The sequence below is a fragment of the Streptomyces sp. NBC_00669 genome, from assembly GCF_036226785.1.
Classification (GTDB): domain Bacteria; phylum Actinomycetota; class Actinomycetes; order Streptomycetales; family Streptomycetaceae; genus Actinacidiphila.
Map to the genome: position 1 here is coordinate 1,758,505 of NZ_CP109018.1, position 15,913 is coordinate 1,774,417.

Here is a 15,913-nt window from a genome sequence, read left to right on the forward strand (position 1 = left end):
CCAGGCCGGAACGTCTCCACGAACGTAAGTCAGACCCCTGTCCCCCGCGATCCGGTGTCGGCCGAACCGCTGACCGCCCCCATGCCGGTCAGCGCCGTGAACGCGGCGGTCAGCGCGGCCAGCCCGGCCGCGACGTGCGGCACCGCGACCGGGTCGGCGGCGCTCAGCGCGGCCTGCCGCTCGGCCTCGGTCGTGCCCAGCAGCACACCGGTGGCGATCCGCACCCGCGGCTCCTCCGGGTCGTCGCCGAAGCGATGGCCCCCGGGCACGTGACGGCCGAGCACGGCACCGAGCCGCTCCTCGGCCTGCCGCGCCGCGTGTGGTCCGGACGGCCCGGCGGTCGGGTAGAGCTGGAAGCCAGCCTGCGGTGGCCGGCAGGACGCTCCGGCCTCGGTGATCGCCCGGTACGCGGCCGCCGCCGTCCTCGCGTGCACCCGGTTCGCGGCGGCGCTGCGCTCGGCGACCTCCGGCGGCTCGCCCAGCACGTACGCGGTCGCGGCGGCGACGGGCGCGGGCAGCACCGCGCGCAAGGCGGCCAGCACATCGGCGGCGCGCTGCCGCCACGACGTGCCGTGCACGGTGTCGGGGAAGCGGGCCAGCGCGGCCGGCACCCCGGCGGGCACCAGGGTCGCGCCCAGGTCGGTGAGCACCACCGTGTGCTCGGGCAGCATCTCGGCCGGGCTGAGCAGGACCGTCTCACGGTGGTGCAGCGTGTCGGAGTACGTCTCGTCGGACACGATCAGCAGGCCCGCCTCCGCCGCGGCCTCGCATGTCTCATGCAGCAGCTCGGGCGCGGAGACGGTGCCGCTCGGGTCGTCCGCGGCCGACAGCACCAGCAGCCGCGGGTCAGCGCCCTGCGCCCGGGCCCGCCGTACCGTCTCCAGCAGCGCGACCGGATCGGGTACGCCGCCGCCCTCCGCGGGGGTCGGCACCGTATGCACCCTGCGGCCGAGTATCCGCACCACCGGGTGCTGCCACGCCGCGGCCGGGCGGGCCAGCACCGGGTCCCCCTCGCTCGCCGTCAGCACCGCGAGCAGCAGCTGCTCGGCCCCCGGCGCGGCCAGCACATGGGCCGCGCCCCCGGGCAGCGCCCTCCTCGACCAGTACCCGTCCGCGGCCTCCAGCAGCTCCCGCCCGCCCCCGGCCGGCTCGGTCCCGCCCCTCGCACCCGCCATCCGCGCACCCCAGTACCCGGGCACCGGCAACCCCGGGTCGGGCCTCACCTCGAACGCCCACGGCATTGCGCACCTCCAGGTGCGAAGACAGCCCACTAGCCCCCACTTTCCCCCGTTTCCCCACCCCCCGCCCGTCGAGCGGGGGTACGGCTGCCCGCCGGAGCGCGCCGGCCACGCGGGAACCGTTCTTCCGGCCACGCGGGAACCGCACCGTCCTGGCGCGAGGGTGCCCAGGCTTCAGTACGGCTCTCCTTGCACGGCTCCCCGCCCGCACGGCTCGCCGTGACCGTTTCGACAGGTGCGTGCGGTGGGAGCGGGGGTAGCTGTGCCCCATGACGTATCCGTGGAAGGAATGGGATCGGGCGCTGTTCACGGCGGTGGCCGGGCGGAACTGGCCGGGCGCGGAGCCCGTGCTGCCGCGGCTGAGCCGGATCGCGAACCACGGGCGGTTGTGGTTCGGGATCGCCGCGGGGATGGCGGCGGTGGGCGGCCCGAACGGCCGCAAGGCCGCACTGCGGGGCGTGGGGTCGCTGGCGCTGGCCTCGTTGACGGTGAACACGCTGGGGAAGGGCGCGGTGCGCAGGGCGCGCCCGCTGCTGGACGCGGTCCCGGTGATCAGGCAGTTGCAGCGGCAGCCGGTCACGACGTCGTTCCCGTCCGGCCACGCCGCCTCCGCCGCCGCGTTCGCCGCGGGGGTGGCCGCGCAGTCGGGCGCGTGGGGCGCGGCGGTGGCGCCGGTCGCGGCGAGCGTGGCGTTCTCCCGGGTCTACACCGGTGTGCACTACCCGAGCGACGTGGTGGTGGGTGCCGCGCTGGGCGCCGGCGCGGCGCTGGCGGTCCGGGCGCTGCTCCCGGTCCAGCGCCGCCCGCAATCGGGCCCGCCGGCGCGGGCGCCCCGGCTGCCCGACGGGCGCGGTCTGCACGTGGTGGCGAACACCGCGTCGGGCCCGCCGCCGCTGCTGAGCACGCCGGCCGAGCGGATCGCCGCGGCCCTGCCGGAGGCAGCGGTCGCGGAGTGCACGGAGGACGACGACCTGGGCGAGCTGCTGGAGCGGGCGGCGAGGTCGGCGGCGCGGGAGGGTGGCGCGCTGGGGGTGTGCGGCGGCGACGGCACCGTACGGGAGGCGGCCGCGGTCGCGCTGCGGCACCGTCTGCCGCTCGCGGTCTTCCCCGGTGGCACCCGCAACCACTTCGCCGCGGACCTCGGGTTGCTGTCGGTCGAGCTGACCGCGGCGGCCGTGGCGGCGGGCCAGGCGTCGCGGGTGGACGTGGCCCGCAGTACCGGGGTGGGCGACGGGACCGGCGGGGCGGCGCCGTTTCTGAACACCTTCAGCATCGGCGCCTACCCGGACCTGGTCCGGGTGCGGGAGCGCTGGTCGCGGCGGGTGGGGAGCTGGCCGGCGAGCGTTCTGGCGGCGGTGCACGTGCTGCGCACCTGCGAGCCGGTCGACGTGGTGGTGAACGGGCGGCCGCGCTCGGTGTGGCTGCTCTTCGCGGGAAACTGCCGCTATTCCAGCTGGGGGCCGGCGCCGGTGCGGCGGCGTGACCTGGCCGACGGGCTGCTGGACGTGCGGATGGTGGACGGCGGGCCGTTCGCCAGGACCCGGATGCTGGGCGCCGCCCTGACCGGGGCGCTCACCTCGTCGCCGGTCTACACCACGGCGGCCGTGCCGAGGCTGCGGGTGCGGGTACCGGGCGCGGGGGTGCACCTCGCGTGCGACGGGGAGGTGGCGGCCGCTCCCGGCGAGATGCTGCTCGACAAGGCGCCGGGCGGCCTGGTCGTGTACCGGGCCTGAGCCCGGCGGCCCGACAGCCAGGCGGCTCAGCGGCTCGGCGCGACCGACGCGGACGCGACCCGCACGTAACCGGACGGACGTACGGCACACGTACGTACGCGCAGGTACGGCACCCGCACGTTGCGGCCCCGGCGGTTTTCCGCCGGGGCCGCATGGGGAACGTGCCGCGCGACCGTGCCGCGTGGCCGGGTGGACGGGGTGGTCAGTTGCCGCCGACCAGCCCGGCCAGTGCCCGCACCCCCTCGCCGGAGATGCTCAGCGCGTCCTCGTTGCCGGTGTCGATGGACAGGATCAGGTCGTCCGACGGCCAGGCTCCGCTGAGCACCGCGAGCTGGACCAGCCGGTAGCGGCGGGTGGCGGGCAGCGCCTCGGCCATCCGCGTCTCCGAGGTGAACACGGGGACGAGCTGGCGGCCGTCCTCCTGCTCGTAGACCGGGAGCTGGATCTCGCGCGGCGGCTCGGCGGCGGTCGGGTCGGGCTCCTGCGGGCGCTCCTCGGCGCCGGGCACCGGCAGCAGCACCTCGCTCACGGCGAGGGTGCTCAGCGCGATCACGTTCTCGCTGCCGTGGGAGATCTCGTGGAGGGCACGCTGGGCAGGGGGCAGGGCACCGTTGGGATTGATGTCGGTCATCGTCGTGGTTTCCTCTCGCCGCGTCTGCGCTCGGTGTCTGCAAGTGGCTGAACCCGGCGCGTACCCAGCGAGTGCCGGAGCATGCCGCCCGTTTTCCGGAATCGCTCCCGGGCGGCCGCCCGGCTCACTCGTACTCGGTGCCTCCCTTGCGGGTCAGGTACGCGTCACCGACCACCTTGGCGATGGCCCGGCCGCCGACGGCGGGGCTGTACTTCCCGTCGGCAGTGCGGATCACCACGCCCTCGCGGATGTGCAGCTCGCGGCCGGAGACCGTCTCGTCGCCCGCGGCGAGGGCGAGCACCCGGTCCAGGTCGAACGGGCCGTGGAACAGCCTTGGTACGAGCGGCAGTTCGCCGTCGAGGAGGTCGGCGGGGTCGAACCAGCGCAGTTGCCCGGCGATGTCCGCGCACACGTCGAACGCGGCGAACCCGGGCAGTCCGGTGCCCGCGTTCGTGCCGTAGTCGAGGTCCTGCACGCCCTTGCCGTAGACCTCGCCGAAGATCCCGACCCGGTCCGCGCCCAGCCGCTCGGCGAGCGCGGCGGCCACGGCGGGCAGGCCGTAGCCGTGCACCGCGCGCCAGTAGAGGTTGCCGTCGGACTCCTTCAGCGCGAGCTGCCTGGCGCCCAGCCCCTTGGACGTGACGTCGACGGTGCCGGAGCCGGCGTGGTAGGTGAGGCAGCAGGCGGTGCCGTGCAGCTTCTCGGTGACGGTGACCTGGTCACCGGGCGCGAAGATGTCCGGGTAGCGCTTGAGGTTCTCGATGTCGATCCACGGCAGCAGGTCGGGCGCGGCATCCACGTCACCGCTCATCGAGATCGGCACCGGGGGCACCCACTTGACGATCTGGAGCAGTTCGCTGAAGTCCGCGTCGTCGGCGGCGGCCCGCTCCAGGTCGACACCGTCGAGCGCGCTCGGCCGGCAGACGATGCCCTGGGAGAGCTCGCCGCGCAGCCGTACCGCCCGCACCCGGTCCTTCCGCGACCCGGCCAGCCGTCCGGTCAGGCCGAGTTCGGAGATCAGCGGCTCGGGCAGCACGGACTGCTCGGGTATGTAGACCGCGAACTCCCCGGTGCGGTAAGCCCCTTTGGCCACCACCGCGCGATAGAGCCCGACCTGCGCCAACTCCAGCGCGTCCGCGTTCGGGTGGTCGAGGATCGTGAGCCGCTCGGCGGTGACGCGCAGCGTGGACATGGTGGTGCCCCCCTTGGTGTTCGTGTGTCCGCGGCGCCTTCCCGGCCCGCGCCCCCACTGTGCGACGTGCCCGGGGCGACAGGCCAACGGTTTTAGGGACCAACAGCTTTAGGGGCCAACGGATTTGGGGGCAACGGATCTGGGGCAACGGATTCAGGCGGACCGGGGTGCCGGTCCGGCCCCGCTCCCGCCCGGCGCGGCGAGGTCCTTGGTCAGGAAGACGCGGCTGGTGCCCGGCGGGTCGCAGGGGACCTCCCCCAGCAGTTGCCACCCCTGCTTCCGGTAGAAGTCCGGGGCCTGGAAACTGATCGTGTAGGGCACGGCGGAGCGCCGGCCGCGGGCGCGGGCGTGCCTGGACTGGACCGAGCGCCGTTCCCACCTGGCGGGCGCGGTGGGCGCGGCCCTGTGCGACCACGCGTTCACCGCCGGATGGGTCACGCGGGTCGGCACGTCCCGCGCGCTCGCCGTGACCGCCACCGGCCGCCGGGCGTGGCAGGAGCACCTGGGCGTGTCGACGGACGGCCTGTGAGCGGGGGCTCGGCCGCGGCGGGATCGGCGCGGGCCCCCGGACGCCGGGGCAGGCCCGGGGGGCCGGTCCGGGGCAGGTCCGTGACGGGTCCGCCGGGCTTCGGCGGGGCGGAAGTTGTCATCGGGGCGGCGGCCGACGAGGGTTCGACCATGCGATACATCATCATCGGCGCGGGCGCGGTGGGCGGCGCCATCGGCGGACGGCTCTTCGACAGCGGCCTTGAGGTCGTGCTCGTGGCCCGCGGGACGCATCTGGACGCGCTGCGCGAGCACGGGCTGCGGCTCCAACTTGCGGACCGGGAAGAACAGTTGAGGATTCCGGCGGTCGAGGGTCCGGCGGAGCTGACGGCGCGGGACGACGACGTGCTCGTGCTCGGCGTGAAGACCCAGGACACCCCCGCCGTCCTGGACACGTGGGGCGCGTACGGCTACGGCACCGGCACGGGCGACCGCGCGGGTACCGGGCCCGCGGTGGTGTGCGCGCAGAACGGCGTGGAGAACGAGCGCCTGGCGCTGCGCCGGTTCGCCGACGTGTACGGGATGTGCGTATGGCTGCCGGCGTCCTTCCTCGAACCGGGCGTGGTGAGCGCGCTGGGCGCGCCGCTGACCGGGATGCTCCACCTGGGCCGCTACCCGTCGGGGTCGGACCCGACCGTGCGGGCGATCGCCGCCGATCTGACGGCCGCGGGCTTCGCCGCACCGGTCACCGAGGACGTGATGGCCTGGAAGTACGCCAAGTTGCTGGGGAACCTGGCGAACGCCGCGGACGCGGTGCTCGGCCCCGACGAGGACGCGCGGCGCGAACTGGCCGCGCGGGCAAGGGCCGAGGGCGTGGCGGCTCTGGACGCGGCCGGCATCCCGTACATCGGCGCCGAGCAGCAGGCGCGGATGCGCGGGGACCGGGTGGAGTCCCCGCAGGCGAAGCACAGTTCGACCTGGCAGAGCCTGGCGCGCGGCACCGGATCGATCGAGTCGGACTACCTCAACGGCGAAATCGTGCTGCTCGGCCGCCGGTTCGGGGTGCCGACGCCGGCCAACGAGGCGCTGCGGCACGCCGCGAACCGCGCGGCCCGCGAGCGCCGCGCCCCCGGCGAGCTGACGGCCGAGGAGCGCGCGGAGCTGCTGGGCGCGGGCAACTGACCCGCGCCCAGCCGCACTTCACCGCTTCACCGCTTCACCGTCTCACGTGTGGGCCGACGGCGGCTCCTGCGGGCGCATCCGGAAGTCGTACGCGGCGGGCAGCGGGTGCTCGCGGCGGGCCCGGGCGCGCGCGTCGTCCGACGTGCCGTCGTACGGCTTCGCGTCGCCCGCGGTCTCGGCGCCGTCGGTGAGCAGGGCCTCGGCGACGGCGTACCAGGTGTCGCTGAGCGCTTCGTCGCCCTCGGCCAGGTCGTCGACGACCACGCCCTCGTCGAGCAGCGCGCGGGCCCTGACCGGGTCGCCCTGGGCGAGCGCGGTACGGGCCCGCAGCAGCCTCGCGCGCCCGCCGTCGAGGGGTGAGGTGCCGCCGCCGGGGTCGGGCACGGGGCGGTCGAGGATGCGCGCGGCGGCGTCGGCTCGGCCGGCGGCGAGCAGCGCGGGGACGGCCTCCAGGGCGTAGGCGCGCAGCGCGGTGCGGGCGGACTGCCGTGGGGATTCGGCGGGTTGGGGGTCCACCTGGGCGGCTGGCGAGGCTGCGGACGGGGCCGCGGACGGGTCCTCGGGCAGGTCTGCGGAGGGGTCCGCGGACGGGTCCGCCGGGGCGGCGGGGGCATCGGCCGGGGTGCCGGCGAGCGCCTCGATCAAGGTGTCCGCGAGCGCCTCGTACCCGGCGATGTACCGCTCCGCGGCCCGTTCGGTGCGCTCGGCGGCGGCGTCGGCGACGGCCAGGGCGCGCAGCACCCACGGCGAGGAGTGGGCGGCGAGCGAGCGCTCCCAACTGCGCACCGCCTGGGCCCGGTCGCCGGCCGCCCACTGCGCGACGCCGAGGTGGTAGTCGCGGTACCACTCGTTGCCGGGGTAGGTGTCGGCGGCTTCCAGCAGTTCGCGCCATTCGGGCGAGACCAGGGTGGGCCCGGGCGCGGAGGCGGGGGTGGGGCGGGGGAACACGCCGGCCAGCAGCAGTTCGAGCCAGGGCTTCTGGGCGGCGCCGAGGGTCGCGGGCGGGAAGGGGGTGCCCGGCAGCGGGTAGCGGCCGCGCTCGACTTCCAGCGCGCCCCAGCCGGAGCCGGCGGCGAGCAGGTCCGCGGGCTCGGGGTCGGCGTCGGCCCGGGTGAGCCAGGCGGTGCGGGCCGCGTCGAGGGCGGCCCGGGGCAGCGCCGCTTCCAGGCTCGCCGCGGCCTCCGCGCGGGCCGCGGCCCAGTCGGCGCCGTGCACCAGTGCGGGGTCGGCGTCGAGCGGGCCGTACGCCTCCAGCCAGCACAGCTCCGACTCGGCGGCCATCGGCAGGTGTTCGAGCTGGGTACGGGCCAGGCCGGCCTGGATCTCCAGGTAGCCGCCGGTGCCGGGCTCGGTGAGCCACTCCTGCCAGCGCCGCCCGCCGCGACCGCGGCCCCAGCGGAACAGCTTGCGGCCGCGCAGCCCGTCGGTGGAGGTCTGCACCAGGCCGCGGCCCTGCCCGTCGAGCGCGGCGATCCAGCGGCGGTCGTCGCCCTGGATGTCGAAGAAGTGGTCGGCGGCGTGCTCGAACCGGGTCGGGTAGGTGACGTCGGCGTCGGCCTGCGCGTCCGGGCCGCCGGGGCCGTCCGGGATGCGCGGCACCGCGACATGGGTGAGGGTGCGGTGGTAGTCGAACTGCCAGGCGGCGTCCGCGGGTACCAGCACCCGGGTGTCGGCGGTCTCGGGGACGGCGGTGTTGGACCACCAGTACACGGGCACCGTCCGGTCGTGCGGGTTGCGGACCCGGACCCCGACGTACAGGAAGTCCGAGCCGGCCGGCAGCCACAGGTCGACCTGGAACGGCAGGTCGCGCAGCCGCTCCCACTCCCACAGCCGCAGCATCTCCCCGCCGTCGGGCGCGGTGAGCCGGGCGGCGTGCAGCGGCGCGCAGGTGTGGGCGGCGTGGCCGGTGGCGCCGAGGTTCCACTCGACGCCGCCGGAGAACCAGGCGCCGGCCAGCGCGAAGTCCGCGGGCTGGAACACCGGGTTGCGGTAGAGCAGTTCGCGGCCGGTGGGCTTGTGCAGCAGCGAGTAGAGCCGGCCGCCGAGGCCGGGCAGCACGGTGGCGCGCAGCCGGTCGTTCTCGATGACGACGGCGTCGAGTTCGGCGGGCGCGCGGTCCCGCCCGTAGCCGTCGAGTACGCGGACCGGCAGCACCGTGCGCAGCGGGGCGTAGCCGATCTGCCGGGCCATGTCCGGGGGCAGGCCCTTGCGCTCGTGCGGGTCCAGGCGGTGCTGCTCCAGGCGCTCGTGGAGCGCGGGCAGCGGGTTCTCCGGGCCCAGCGGCGCGGCGGGGATGCGCACGGTGGCGCGCCGCACGGTCGTCGCGGTCGTATCGGTCGTCGCGGTCCTGGCCAAGGCCACCTCATCCGGCACGGGCGGCCGCCTTCCGCACGGCGGCCGTGTGATCACCATGGAACATGCTTCGCGGCCCGCTGAACAGAGCCCGCACCGTACAGGGTTGGGCAAAACTGATGGAAACCAGGTAAAACGTCCCGTCCGCCCGGTCCGCCGACCCGTTGCGCCACCGCTGTCGGCGCCCGCTGCTAGAACGGTGCCCATGACGTCATTCCGCACCCCGCCCGCCGGGGCGTTTCCGGCCCTGCGCTTCCCCGACTGGCTGGAACTGGTGGAGGACCGGTCCGCCGCGCTGCGCAAGGCGGCCGGGACCGCCGACGGGCAGGCCCGGGTGCCGGGTTGCCCGGACTGGACGGTGCGCGATCTGGTGGCGCACCTCGGGCAGGTGCAGCGCTTCTGGGCGGCCGCCGTCGCCGCCGGGCCGGCCTCCCGGCCGCCCGACCCGGACGCGGACGCGGTGGGAGACGCGGCGCCTTCCGGTGAGACGCCTTCCGGTGAGCTGACGGCGTGGTCGGCCCGCTCGACCGCGCTGCTGCTGGACGCGCTGCGGGCGGCCGGCCCGGACCTGGAGTGCTGGACATGGTGGTCGACGTCCGGCAGTCCGGCGACGGCGGGCGCCGTCGCCCGCCACCAGGTGCAGGAGGCGGCGGTGCACGCCCGCGACGCGCAGGACGCGGTGGGCGCCCCCGAACCGCTGCCGCCGGCGCTGGCGGTGGACGCACTCGACGAGTTCCTGCACATCGGCTTCGGCAGCATGGACGGCTGGCCGCACGCCCCCGCCCGGGTCGCCCTGGTCTGCGAGGAGGGCCCGGCCTGGACGCTGATCCTCGACGCGACCGGCGCGTCCGCGATACGCGTCGCCCCGGGCGGCGGCCCCGCCCCGGGCGCCTCGCTCACCGGCCCCGCCGAGGAGTTGCTGCTGGCGCTCTACCGGCGGGTTCCTTACGACCGCGGCACCCTGCGGGTGAGCGGCGACGCGGAGCTGGTCCGGCAATTGGTGGTCTGGTCGCCGCTGGATTGAGCACGTACCGTCCTGACTGAGGAGTGATGCTCATGTCAGGACGAGCGTTGCGAGTGGGCGGAGCCATGGGCGGAGCGCTCATGTTGCTCTCCGGCTGCTCCTTCGGCACACACTCGCATGTGACCGCGACCGCTTCGCCCACCGCGGCGTCCGCACCCCCACCCGTCGGCAGCATCGAGCATCCCCGGCCGGTGGAGTGCGTCGACGGCCTCGTCCAGCGCGACGGCTCCCCGCCCGCGCCGCGCCGCACCACCAACCCGGCCGGCTCACCGACCGGCACCCCCAAGGCACCGTCCTCCTCGTCGACCGGCCACCTCAGCACCGGCAGCAGCCCGTCGGCGGCGCCCGCCGGCTCCGATGTCACCGTCGGCCCGCTGACCTGGCAGGGCCTGGGCGGTCTGGCCGGCGGCGACCAGACCGACCGCGGCCGGCAGAACTCCGGCGGCTGGCACTACCGCATCGACACCGTGGTCCGCCCCGACTCCACCGTCACCGTCACGGTCGGCGCCGAGCAGCGCGCCCGCGCCGGGCTGGAGTTCGGCGGCGAGTACGGCTCCGCGCCCGCGCCCGCGGTCGCCTTCCACTCCTGCCCAGGCAGCCCCACCTCCTTTCGTGGCTCCTTCTTCGTCGCCGGCGACGGCCGCGCCTGCGTCCCGCTGGACGTCAAGGTCGGTGACGCCCCGGCGCGGCACGTGGTGATCTCCTTCTTCAGCGGACGCTGCCCTGCGTAGGGTGGTGGCATGACCGAGTCCAGCCCCGACCCCGCTTCCGCTTCCGGACCCACCGGCGAGCCCGCGCATGACCCGGAGGTCCTCCAACTCGCCTCGCAGGTCTTCGATCTGGCCCGGCACGGCGACACCGACAAGCTCGCCGCGTACGTCGACGCCGGGGTGCCCGCCAACCTGACGAACGACCGCGGCGACAGCCTCGTCATGCTCGCCGCCTACCACGGCCACCCCTCAGCGGTGCACGCCCTCATCCAGCGCGGCGCCGACGTGGACCGAATCAACGACCGCGGCCAGACCCCGCTCGCCGGCGCGGTGTTCAAGGGCGAGCAGGAGGTGATCACGGCCCTGGTGGAAGCCGGCGCCGATCCGGCCGCGGGCACCCCGTCCGCGATCGACACCGCCCGCGTGTTCGGCAGGACCGAACTGCTGGCGCTTTTCGGCGCGGAGTGACCGCGCCGGCCCCGCGCCCCTGACCCCTCCGGGCTGCCCCCGCCCGGCTGAGGGGCCACCCTGCCGACGGGTGGCCGCTCGCGCCGTTCGCCCGCGGGGGTTCGCCAAGGGGCTCCACGCGCCCCGGATTCGTGCGGGTCCTTCCGTGGAAGGCGCGCCCTTCCTTCTCCCGTTGCCCGCCCGGGCGGTCGCTCAGCCGATCGCCTCGGCCCGCTCGGCCAGCCGCGCCACGCCCTGCTCGGTGAGCGAGCCGTACAGCCGCAGCCGGGAGATGCCGCCGTCCGGGAAGATCTCGATCCGGGCATGCGTGGCCGGGGCGGCTTCGTCGACGAGGAAGCGGTGGGCGGTGTCCGGGTGCAGCCGCACCCGGTCGAGCAGCGGCACCCACTCCCCGTCCTCGCCGTTCCGTATGGACAAGGTGGCCCAGCCTGCCGCATTGCCCTTGAGATAGGCGGTGTCGATCTCGATCGCCCGGACGGTGCCCTGTTCGACCAGCCGGTACTCGATCCAGTCGTGTCCCTGATCCCGACGGCGTCGGGTCTCCCAGCCGTCGTCCATCTTCCGGGAGCGGCCCGGCAGGATGGTGTGCTCGGGGGGCGAGTAGAAGCGGTCGGAGGCGTCCTGCACGGTGCCGCCGTTCTCCAGCGCGACCAGGTCGATGGTGCCGAGCGCGGCCAGCCAGGCGGGGTCGGGCGCCACCTGTCCGTACACCCGCAGGCGCGCGACCCCGCCGTCAGGGTGCTGGCGCAGCCGCAGATGGGAGAAGCGCCGCTCGACGCGGATCGCGAAGGCGTTCTCCGCGTGGCCGCCGACCGGGGTGCGGGGTACCAGCTCGGTCCACTCGACCGACGGGTCCGCCACATCCTCGGGCCCGGCGGACGGGGAGAGCGCGGCGGCCTCCACCGAGACGGACTGCGGGTAGTTGCCGCGGAAGTGCGCGGTGTCCACCACGATGCCGCGGACCACGCCGGGCACCGCGAGCCGCACCACCGCCCAGTCGTGGTCTGCCGGCTCCGGATGCGGGGTCTGCGCCGAGCGGCCGCGGCGGCGCCGGGTCTCCCAGCCGTCCATCACCTTGCCCTTGTGCCCGAACCGCTCGGGGTCGAAGACCGCGGGCCCGGGAAGCAACAGATTCTCCCGCTCGGCGAAGAACTCGTCATTGGCCGCTATCACCCCCGCGCCGAGCCGGCGGTCGGTCAGATCCGCCAGCCCGGTGAAGGGCAACTCCGCCCGGCGGTAGTCCGCGAACGGATTCCCCCCTCCGTACGGCAGCGCGTCCCCGGTGAAATCGGTCAGTGCGGTGAAGGCCGCTTCCTGCTCCATGCCCGCTGTCCCCCTCGTCTCCGCGGCCCGCGCCGCATCCATGTCCGCCGCCGCGGCCACTGTCACTGCTTCTGCTCCAGCCGTCCCTCTTCGTCCCTCGCTCCTTTTCATGCCCCCACCCTCCCCCCTCCGACACTTCAGGTCCATCGATAGTTTTTGAACATTCCTTTCAGTTCAACTTCACGAATGGGTCCAACTCAGCGGCGTGCCGCAGCGCCCCCATCACCCGCCGCACCAGCGCCCCTTCCTCCGTGCCCGCGCGGACCGCCGCCACGATCCGGCGCACCGGCCGGTCCGCGTCCAGCGGCCGGACCGCGACCAGGCGCCGCCAGCCGCCCACGGTCGCCATCTGCGGCACCAGCGCGATCCCCATACCCGCCGCCACCAGCGAGAAGATGGCCGGCCAGTCCGCAGCGGCATGCGCCTGCTCCGGTACGAACCCCGCGTCGGCGCAGGCCGCGAGCGTGATGGTGCGCCACGGCCCGCGGCTGCCGAAGATCCACGGCTCCTCGGCGAGCGCGGCCAGCCGCAGTCCCGGCGCGGTGGCCAGCGGGTGGCCGATCGGCAGGGCGATGTCCAGCGGGTCGGTGAGCAGCGGGAACACCGCGAACCGCGGGTCCCGGGCGGTGGGCGCGTCGACCGCGAGGGAGACCGCGACGTCCACCTCGCCCGCGGCCAGCTCCTCGAAGACCGCCGCGGCCTCGATCTCCCGCACCGACACCGTGATCGCGGGCGCGGACCGGCGCAGCAGCTCCGCGGCAGGCACGACGAGCCGGCTGATCGCGGTGGCGATGGTGCCCACCCTGACCAGGCCCGCGTCACCGCGGGCGTACCCCTCCAGCTCGGCGCCCGCCCGCTCCAACTGGGCGAAGACCACCTCGGTGTGGCGCAGCAGGACCTGCGCCGCACCGGTCAGCCGCACCCCGCGGCCGCGGGCCTCGACGACCGGCGTCCCTATCTGTTTCGAGAGCGTGGCCAGTTGCTGCGACACCGCCGACGGCGTCATCCGCAGCGCGGCCGCCGCGGCGGTGACGGTACCCGCGTCGTGCAGGGCACGAAGGATCTGGAGCTTCTTGAGGTCCCACTCTTTCATACGGCCAGACTAAACAGTCAGCTCATGATTGTGCGGGTGGATTGATGGGTACGACGAGTGACGACACCGGTCACGACACCGCTGCCGCGCTCCCCGTCCCGCGCGTTCTGCGGTGTTCCTGCGGGCTGACCCCGCGCACGCGCTTGAACGCCGCGCTGAGGGCGAACGGGCTGCCGTACCCGACCTTGCGCGCCACCGCGGCGATGGTGGCGTCCGGTTCGCGCAGCAGGTCGGCGGCGAGGGCGAGCCGCCAGCTCGTCAGGTAGGCCATCGGCGGTTCGCCGACGAGTTCGGTGAAGCGGCGGCCGAGCGCCGCACGCGACACACCGGTCTCGGCGGCCAATGCGGCGACGGTCCAGCCGTGCGCGGGCCGTTCGTGCAGCAGCCGCAGCGCCGGGCCGACCACCGGGTCGCCCTGCGCGGCGTACCACCCCGGCGCGCCCGCCTCCGGCCGGGCGAACCACGCGCGCAGCACCGCGATGAGCAGCAGGTCCAGCAGGCGGTCGAGGACCACCTCCTGCCCCGGCTCGTCGCGCACCACCTCCGCGAACAGCAGCTCGGGCAGCGGGCTGTGCCAGGCGTCCGCCGGCAGCACCAGCACCTGCGGCAGCGCGGCCAGCAGCCGCCGACTGACCTCGCCGTCCATCTGGTAGGTCCCGCTGATCAGCACCCCCGCGCCCGGTGTGTCCTCGGCAGTGTCGCCCCACGTGCGCACCCCGAGGTCCATCTCCTCGCACAGCTCGTCGCCGTCCGGGGTCTGGGAGACCTGGCCGGGCCGGATCACGATCTGCGGCGGCGTCGCCGGGTCGCCCGCGACGGTGTACGGCTCCGGGCCGCGCACCACCGCGATGTCCCCGGGCCCGATCCGCACCGGCGGCTCCCGGTCGGGCACCACCCACGCGTCCCCGTCGACCGGGTAGAGCAGCGTCAGCGGGGCGCGGTCGGCGATCCGGATCGCCCACGGTGGGGCCAGCACCGAGCGCAGCAGGAACGCACCGCGCGCCCGCGGCCCGTCGAGGAGGTCGGTCAGTGCGTCCATGTCGGCCTCAGACGCACGTCAGGGCGCGGATACCGAAGGTGCCCGTACGAACGGCGCGCGTACGAACGGCGCGCGCACGGAACTGCCCGCACGGACGGTGGGCGTACGGACCGCGTGCGTACGGGAGATGTGCGTACGGCTGCATACGTCCCAGCGTAGGCGGTGGACGCGCGCGTATGCGGGTGAGTTTCTCGGCCATGGCCGGGACCGGTCCGGGGCGGCTGTACTCGAAGGCATGACGACGACCTCCACCTCGCAGTGGCCCGCGGCGCCCGCCCCCGCCGCATCACCCGTCCCCGCCAAGGGAGTTGCCATGTCCGCCGATCTCCGCAGCCTGGTGCTGCTCGCCGCCACGCTCACCACCGGGTTGATGGCCGGCCTGTACTTCGCGTTCTCGTGCGCGGTGATGCCCGGCCTCGGCCGCTCGTCGGACCGCACCTTCGTGGAGTCCATGCAGCGCATCAACGTGGCGATCCTGAACGGCTGGTTCAGCCTGGCGTTCGGCGGCGCCCTGGTGCTCGGCGGCCTCGCGATCGCGCTGCACCGGCGCGGCGCGGCCAGTGCCGCTCTGCCGTGGATCATCGCGGGCGTCGCGCTCTACGCACTGTCGCTGCTGATCACGATGGGCCTGAACGTGCCGCTGAACGACCGGCTGGCGAACGCCGGCGACCCGGGCAAGGTCCATGACCTGGCGGCCGTGCGGGAACGGTTCGAGTCCACCTGGGTGCACTGGAACGTCGCCCGCACCCTCGCCTGTACGGCGTCGCTGGGCTGCCTGGCCTGGGCGATGCGGGTCGCGGCCCGGGCGAGCGGCCAGGCGTGAGGACCGGAAGGTACGCCGAGCACCCGACCCGGCGGCGCCCGCCGGGTCACCCCGCCGCGCTCGCCACCTCGGCCGGGTGCGCCGCGCCCGCCACCCGCGCCGCGATCCGCCGCGCCACGTCCGCCGGCGGCGTCCCCGCCGTGTCGACGACCTCGCCCGCCTCCCGCAGCCACGGCAGGGCCGCCTCGTACGCGGAGACGTGGTCGAGCCGCCACTGCCGGGCCGGCGCCCCTTCGGTGTCCTGCTCGATCCGCCGGACCAGCTCCTCGGGATCGGCGTGCAGCACGAAGTGGTGGACGGGCACGCCGGCTTCGGCCAGTCCGCCGGACAGCTCGGTCCAGTACGCCTCGACCAGCACCGACTGCGGGACGACCAGGGTGCCCCCGACGTAGTCGAGCAGTTGGACGGCGGTCTGCACCACCAGCGACCGCCACGGCGGGTGCTCCTGGAAGTCCCGTACCGGCTTGTCGGTCAGGAACGGCCGGAGCATGTAGCCGACGTACTCCGAGTCGAAGATCCGAGCTCCGGGCAGCATCTCGGTGAGCAGCCGCGACGTGGTCGTCTTCCCCGCGCCGAAGGTGCCGTTGAGCCATACGATCATGGCTCCGAGCCTAGTGCC

At 75.0% G+C, this 15,913-nt stretch carries 15 protein-coding genes and 1 pseudogene; 7 read left to right on the forward strand and 9 right to left on the reverse strand.

What is annotated here, in order from left to right; translation table 11 throughout:
• Positions 1–29: 29 nt before the first annotated feature.
• Positions 30–1,175 (reverse strand): aminotransferase class I/II-fold pyridoxal phosphate-dependent enzyme, encoded by a 1,146-nt coding sequence (locus OG896_RS07015; protein ID WP_329363427.1) that lies wholly within the window; start codon positions 1,173–1,175, stop codon positions 30–32.
• A gap of 332 nt (positions 1,176–1,507) precedes the next feature.
• Between OG896_RS07015 and OG896_RS07020 the strand changes: the two genes are divergently transcribed.
• A complete protein-coding gene (locus tag OG896_RS07020) occupies positions 1,508–2,971 on the forward strand; it encodes a phosphatase PAP2 family protein (RefSeq protein ID WP_329363429.1) in 1,464 nt (487 codons plus the stop codon).
• A gap of 202 nt (positions 2,972–3,173) precedes the next feature.
• Here the strand turns inward: OG896_RS07020 and OG896_RS07025 are convergent, their stop codons facing one another.
• The 3 genes from OG896_RS07025 to OG896_RS07035 all read right to left on the reverse strand — a co-directional run bounded on the left by OG896_RS07025 (position 3,174) and on the right by OG896_RS07035 (position 5,115).
• On the reverse strand, positions 3,174–3,602 hold the full coding sequence (locus tag OG896_RS07025) for an SseB family protein (RefSeq protein ID WP_329363431.1): 429 nt from the start codon (positions 3,600–3,602) through the stop codon (positions 3,174–3,176).
• A gap of 124 nt (positions 3,603–3,726) precedes the next feature.
• Entirely contained in the window at positions 3,727–4,794 is a 1,068-nt protein-coding gene (locus OG896_RS07030) for an RNA ligase (ATP) (protein WP_329363433.1), read from the reverse strand.
• Between the two features lie 153 nt (positions 4,795–4,947).
• Positions 4,948–5,115, reverse strand: coding sequence for a hypothetical protein (locus OG896_RS07035; RefSeq protein ID WP_329363434.1), 168 nt, complete (start codon positions 5,113–5,115; stop codon positions 4,948–4,950).
• A gap of 1 nt (position 5,116) precedes the next feature.
• On the opposite strand from OG896_RS07035, the pseudogene OG896_RS07040 reads away from it, so the two are divergent.
• Positions 5,117–5,323: pseudogene (locus OG896_RS07040) on the forward strand (transcriptional regulator); the annotation flags it as partial.
• A gap of 149 nt (positions 5,324–5,472) precedes the next feature.
• Positions 5,473–6,462, forward strand: a complete 990-nt coding sequence (locus OG896_RS07045) for a ketopantoate reductase family protein (RefSeq protein WP_329363436.1) — start codon at positions 5,473–5,475, stop codon at positions 6,460–6,462.
• A 42-nt stretch (positions 6,463–6,504) separates the two neighbouring features.
• On the opposite strand, the gene OG896_RS07050 is transcribed toward OG896_RS07045, so the two are convergent.
• A complete protein-coding gene (locus OG896_RS07050) occupies positions 6,505–8,835 on the reverse strand; it encodes a DUF5107 domain-containing protein (RefSeq protein WP_329363437.1) in 2,331 nt (776 codons plus the stop codon).
• Positions 8,836–9,019: 184 nt separating this feature from the next.
• On the opposite strand from OG896_RS07050, the gene OG896_RS07055 reads away from it, so the two are divergent.
• The 3 genes from OG896_RS07055 to OG896_RS07065 all read left to right on the forward strand — a co-directional run bounded on the left by OG896_RS07055 (position 9,020) and on the right by OG896_RS07065 (position 11,016).
• Positions 9,020–9,838: a maleylpyruvate isomerase family mycothiol-dependent enzyme gene (locus OG896_RS07055; protein ID WP_329363438.1), complete on the forward strand. Its 819-nt coding sequence runs from the start codon at positions 9,020–9,022 to the stop codon at positions 9,836–9,838.
• Positions 9,839–9,957: 119 nt separating this feature from the next.
• Positions 9,958–10,569, forward strand: coding sequence for a hypothetical protein (locus tag OG896_RS07060; RefSeq protein ID WP_329363439.1), 612 nt, complete (start codon positions 9,958–9,960; stop codon positions 10,567–10,569).
• 9 nt (positions 10,570–10,578) lie between these two features.
• Complete coding sequence (locus OG896_RS07065) at positions 10,579–11,016, forward strand: ankyrin repeat domain-containing protein (RefSeq protein ID WP_329363441.1); 438 nt, start codon at positions 10,579–10,581, stop codon at positions 11,014–11,016.
• Positions 11,017–11,208: 192 nt separating this feature from the next.
• On the opposite strand, the gene alc is transcribed toward OG896_RS07065, so the two are convergent.
• The 3 genes from alc to OG896_RS07080 form a co-directional block, all read right to left on the reverse strand.
• Positions 11,209–12,339, reverse strand: coding sequence for an allantoicase (alc, locus tag OG896_RS07070; protein WP_329363443.1), 1,131 nt, complete (start codon positions 12,337–12,339; stop codon positions 11,209–11,211).
• A gap of 169 nt (positions 12,340–12,508) precedes the next feature.
• Complete coding sequence (locus OG896_RS07075) at positions 12,509–13,432, reverse strand: LysR family transcriptional regulator (RefSeq protein WP_329363445.1); 924 nt, start codon at positions 13,430–13,432, stop codon at positions 12,509–12,511.
• A gap of 70 nt (positions 13,433–13,502) precedes the next feature.
• Entirely contained in the window at positions 13,503–14,471 is a 969-nt protein-coding gene (locus OG896_RS07080) for an AraC family transcriptional regulator (RefSeq protein ID WP_329363447.1), read from the reverse strand.
• Positions 14,472–14,706: 235 nt separating this feature from the next.
• Between OG896_RS07080 and OG896_RS07085 the strand changes: the two genes are divergently transcribed.
• Positions 14,707–15,294, forward strand: coding sequence for an anthrone oxygenase family protein (locus tag OG896_RS07085; RefSeq protein WP_329363449.1), 588 nt, complete (start codon positions 14,707–14,709; stop codon positions 15,292–15,294).
• 46 nt (positions 15,295–15,340) lie between these two features.
• Here the strand turns inward: OG896_RS07085 and OG896_RS07090 are convergent, their stop codons facing one another.
• Complete coding sequence (locus OG896_RS07090) at positions 15,341–15,895, reverse strand: AAA family ATPase (protein WP_329363450.1); 555 nt, start codon at positions 15,893–15,895, stop codon at positions 15,341–15,343.
• Positions 15,896–15,913 lie beyond the last annotated feature (18 nt).

What these genes read in the sequence shown, in the direction of transcription:
- OG896_RS07015 (WP_329363427.1), bottom strand. Translation starts at nt 1,175, where the DNA reads ATGGCGGGTGCGAGGGGCGGGACCGAGCCGGCCGGGGGCGGGCGGGAG.
- OG896_RS07090 (WP_329363450.1), bottom strand. Translation starts at nt 15,895, where the DNA reads ATGATCGTATGGCTCAACGGCACCTTCGGCGCGGGGAAGACGACCACG.
- OG896_RS07080 (WP_329363447.1), bottom strand. Translation starts at nt 14,471, where the DNA reads ATGGACGCACTGACCGACCTCCTCGACGGGCCGCGGGCGCGCGGTGCG.
- OG896_RS07065 (WP_329363441.1), top strand. Translation starts at nt 10,579, where the DNA reads ATGACCGAGTCCAGCCCCGACCCCGCTTCCGCTTCCGGACCCACCGGC.
- alc (WP_329363443.1), bottom strand. Translation starts at nt 12,339, where the DNA reads ATGGAGCAGGAAGCGGCCTTCACCGCACTGACCGATTTCACCGGGGAC.
- OG896_RS07030 (WP_329363433.1), bottom strand. Translation starts at nt 4,794, where the DNA reads ATGTCCACGCTGCGCGTCACCGCCGAGCGGCTCACGATCCTCGACCAC.
- OG896_RS07025 (WP_329363431.1), bottom strand. Translation starts at nt 3,602, where the DNA reads ATGACCGACATCAATCCCAACGGTGCCCTGCCCCCTGCCCAGCGTGCC.
- OG896_RS07045 (WP_329363436.1), top strand. Translation starts at nt 5,473, where the DNA reads ATGCGATACATCATCATCGGCGCGGGCGCGGTGGGCGGCGCCATCGGC.
- OG896_RS07075 (WP_329363445.1), bottom strand. Translation starts at nt 13,432, where the DNA reads ATGAAAGAGTGGGACCTCAAGAAGCTCCAGATCCTTCGTGCCCTGCAC.
- OG896_RS07055 (WP_329363438.1), top strand. Translation starts at nt 9,020, where the DNA reads ATGACGTCATTCCGCACCCCGCCCGCCGGGGCGTTTCCGGCCCTGCGC.
- OG896_RS07085 (WP_329363449.1), top strand. Translation starts at nt 14,707, where the DNA reads ATGACGACGACCTCCACCTCGCAGTGGCCCGCGGCGCCCGCCCCCGCC.
- OG896_RS07020 (WP_329363429.1), top strand. Translation starts at nt 1,508, where the DNA reads ATGACGTATCCGTGGAAGGAATGGGATCGGGCGCTGTTCACGGCGGTG.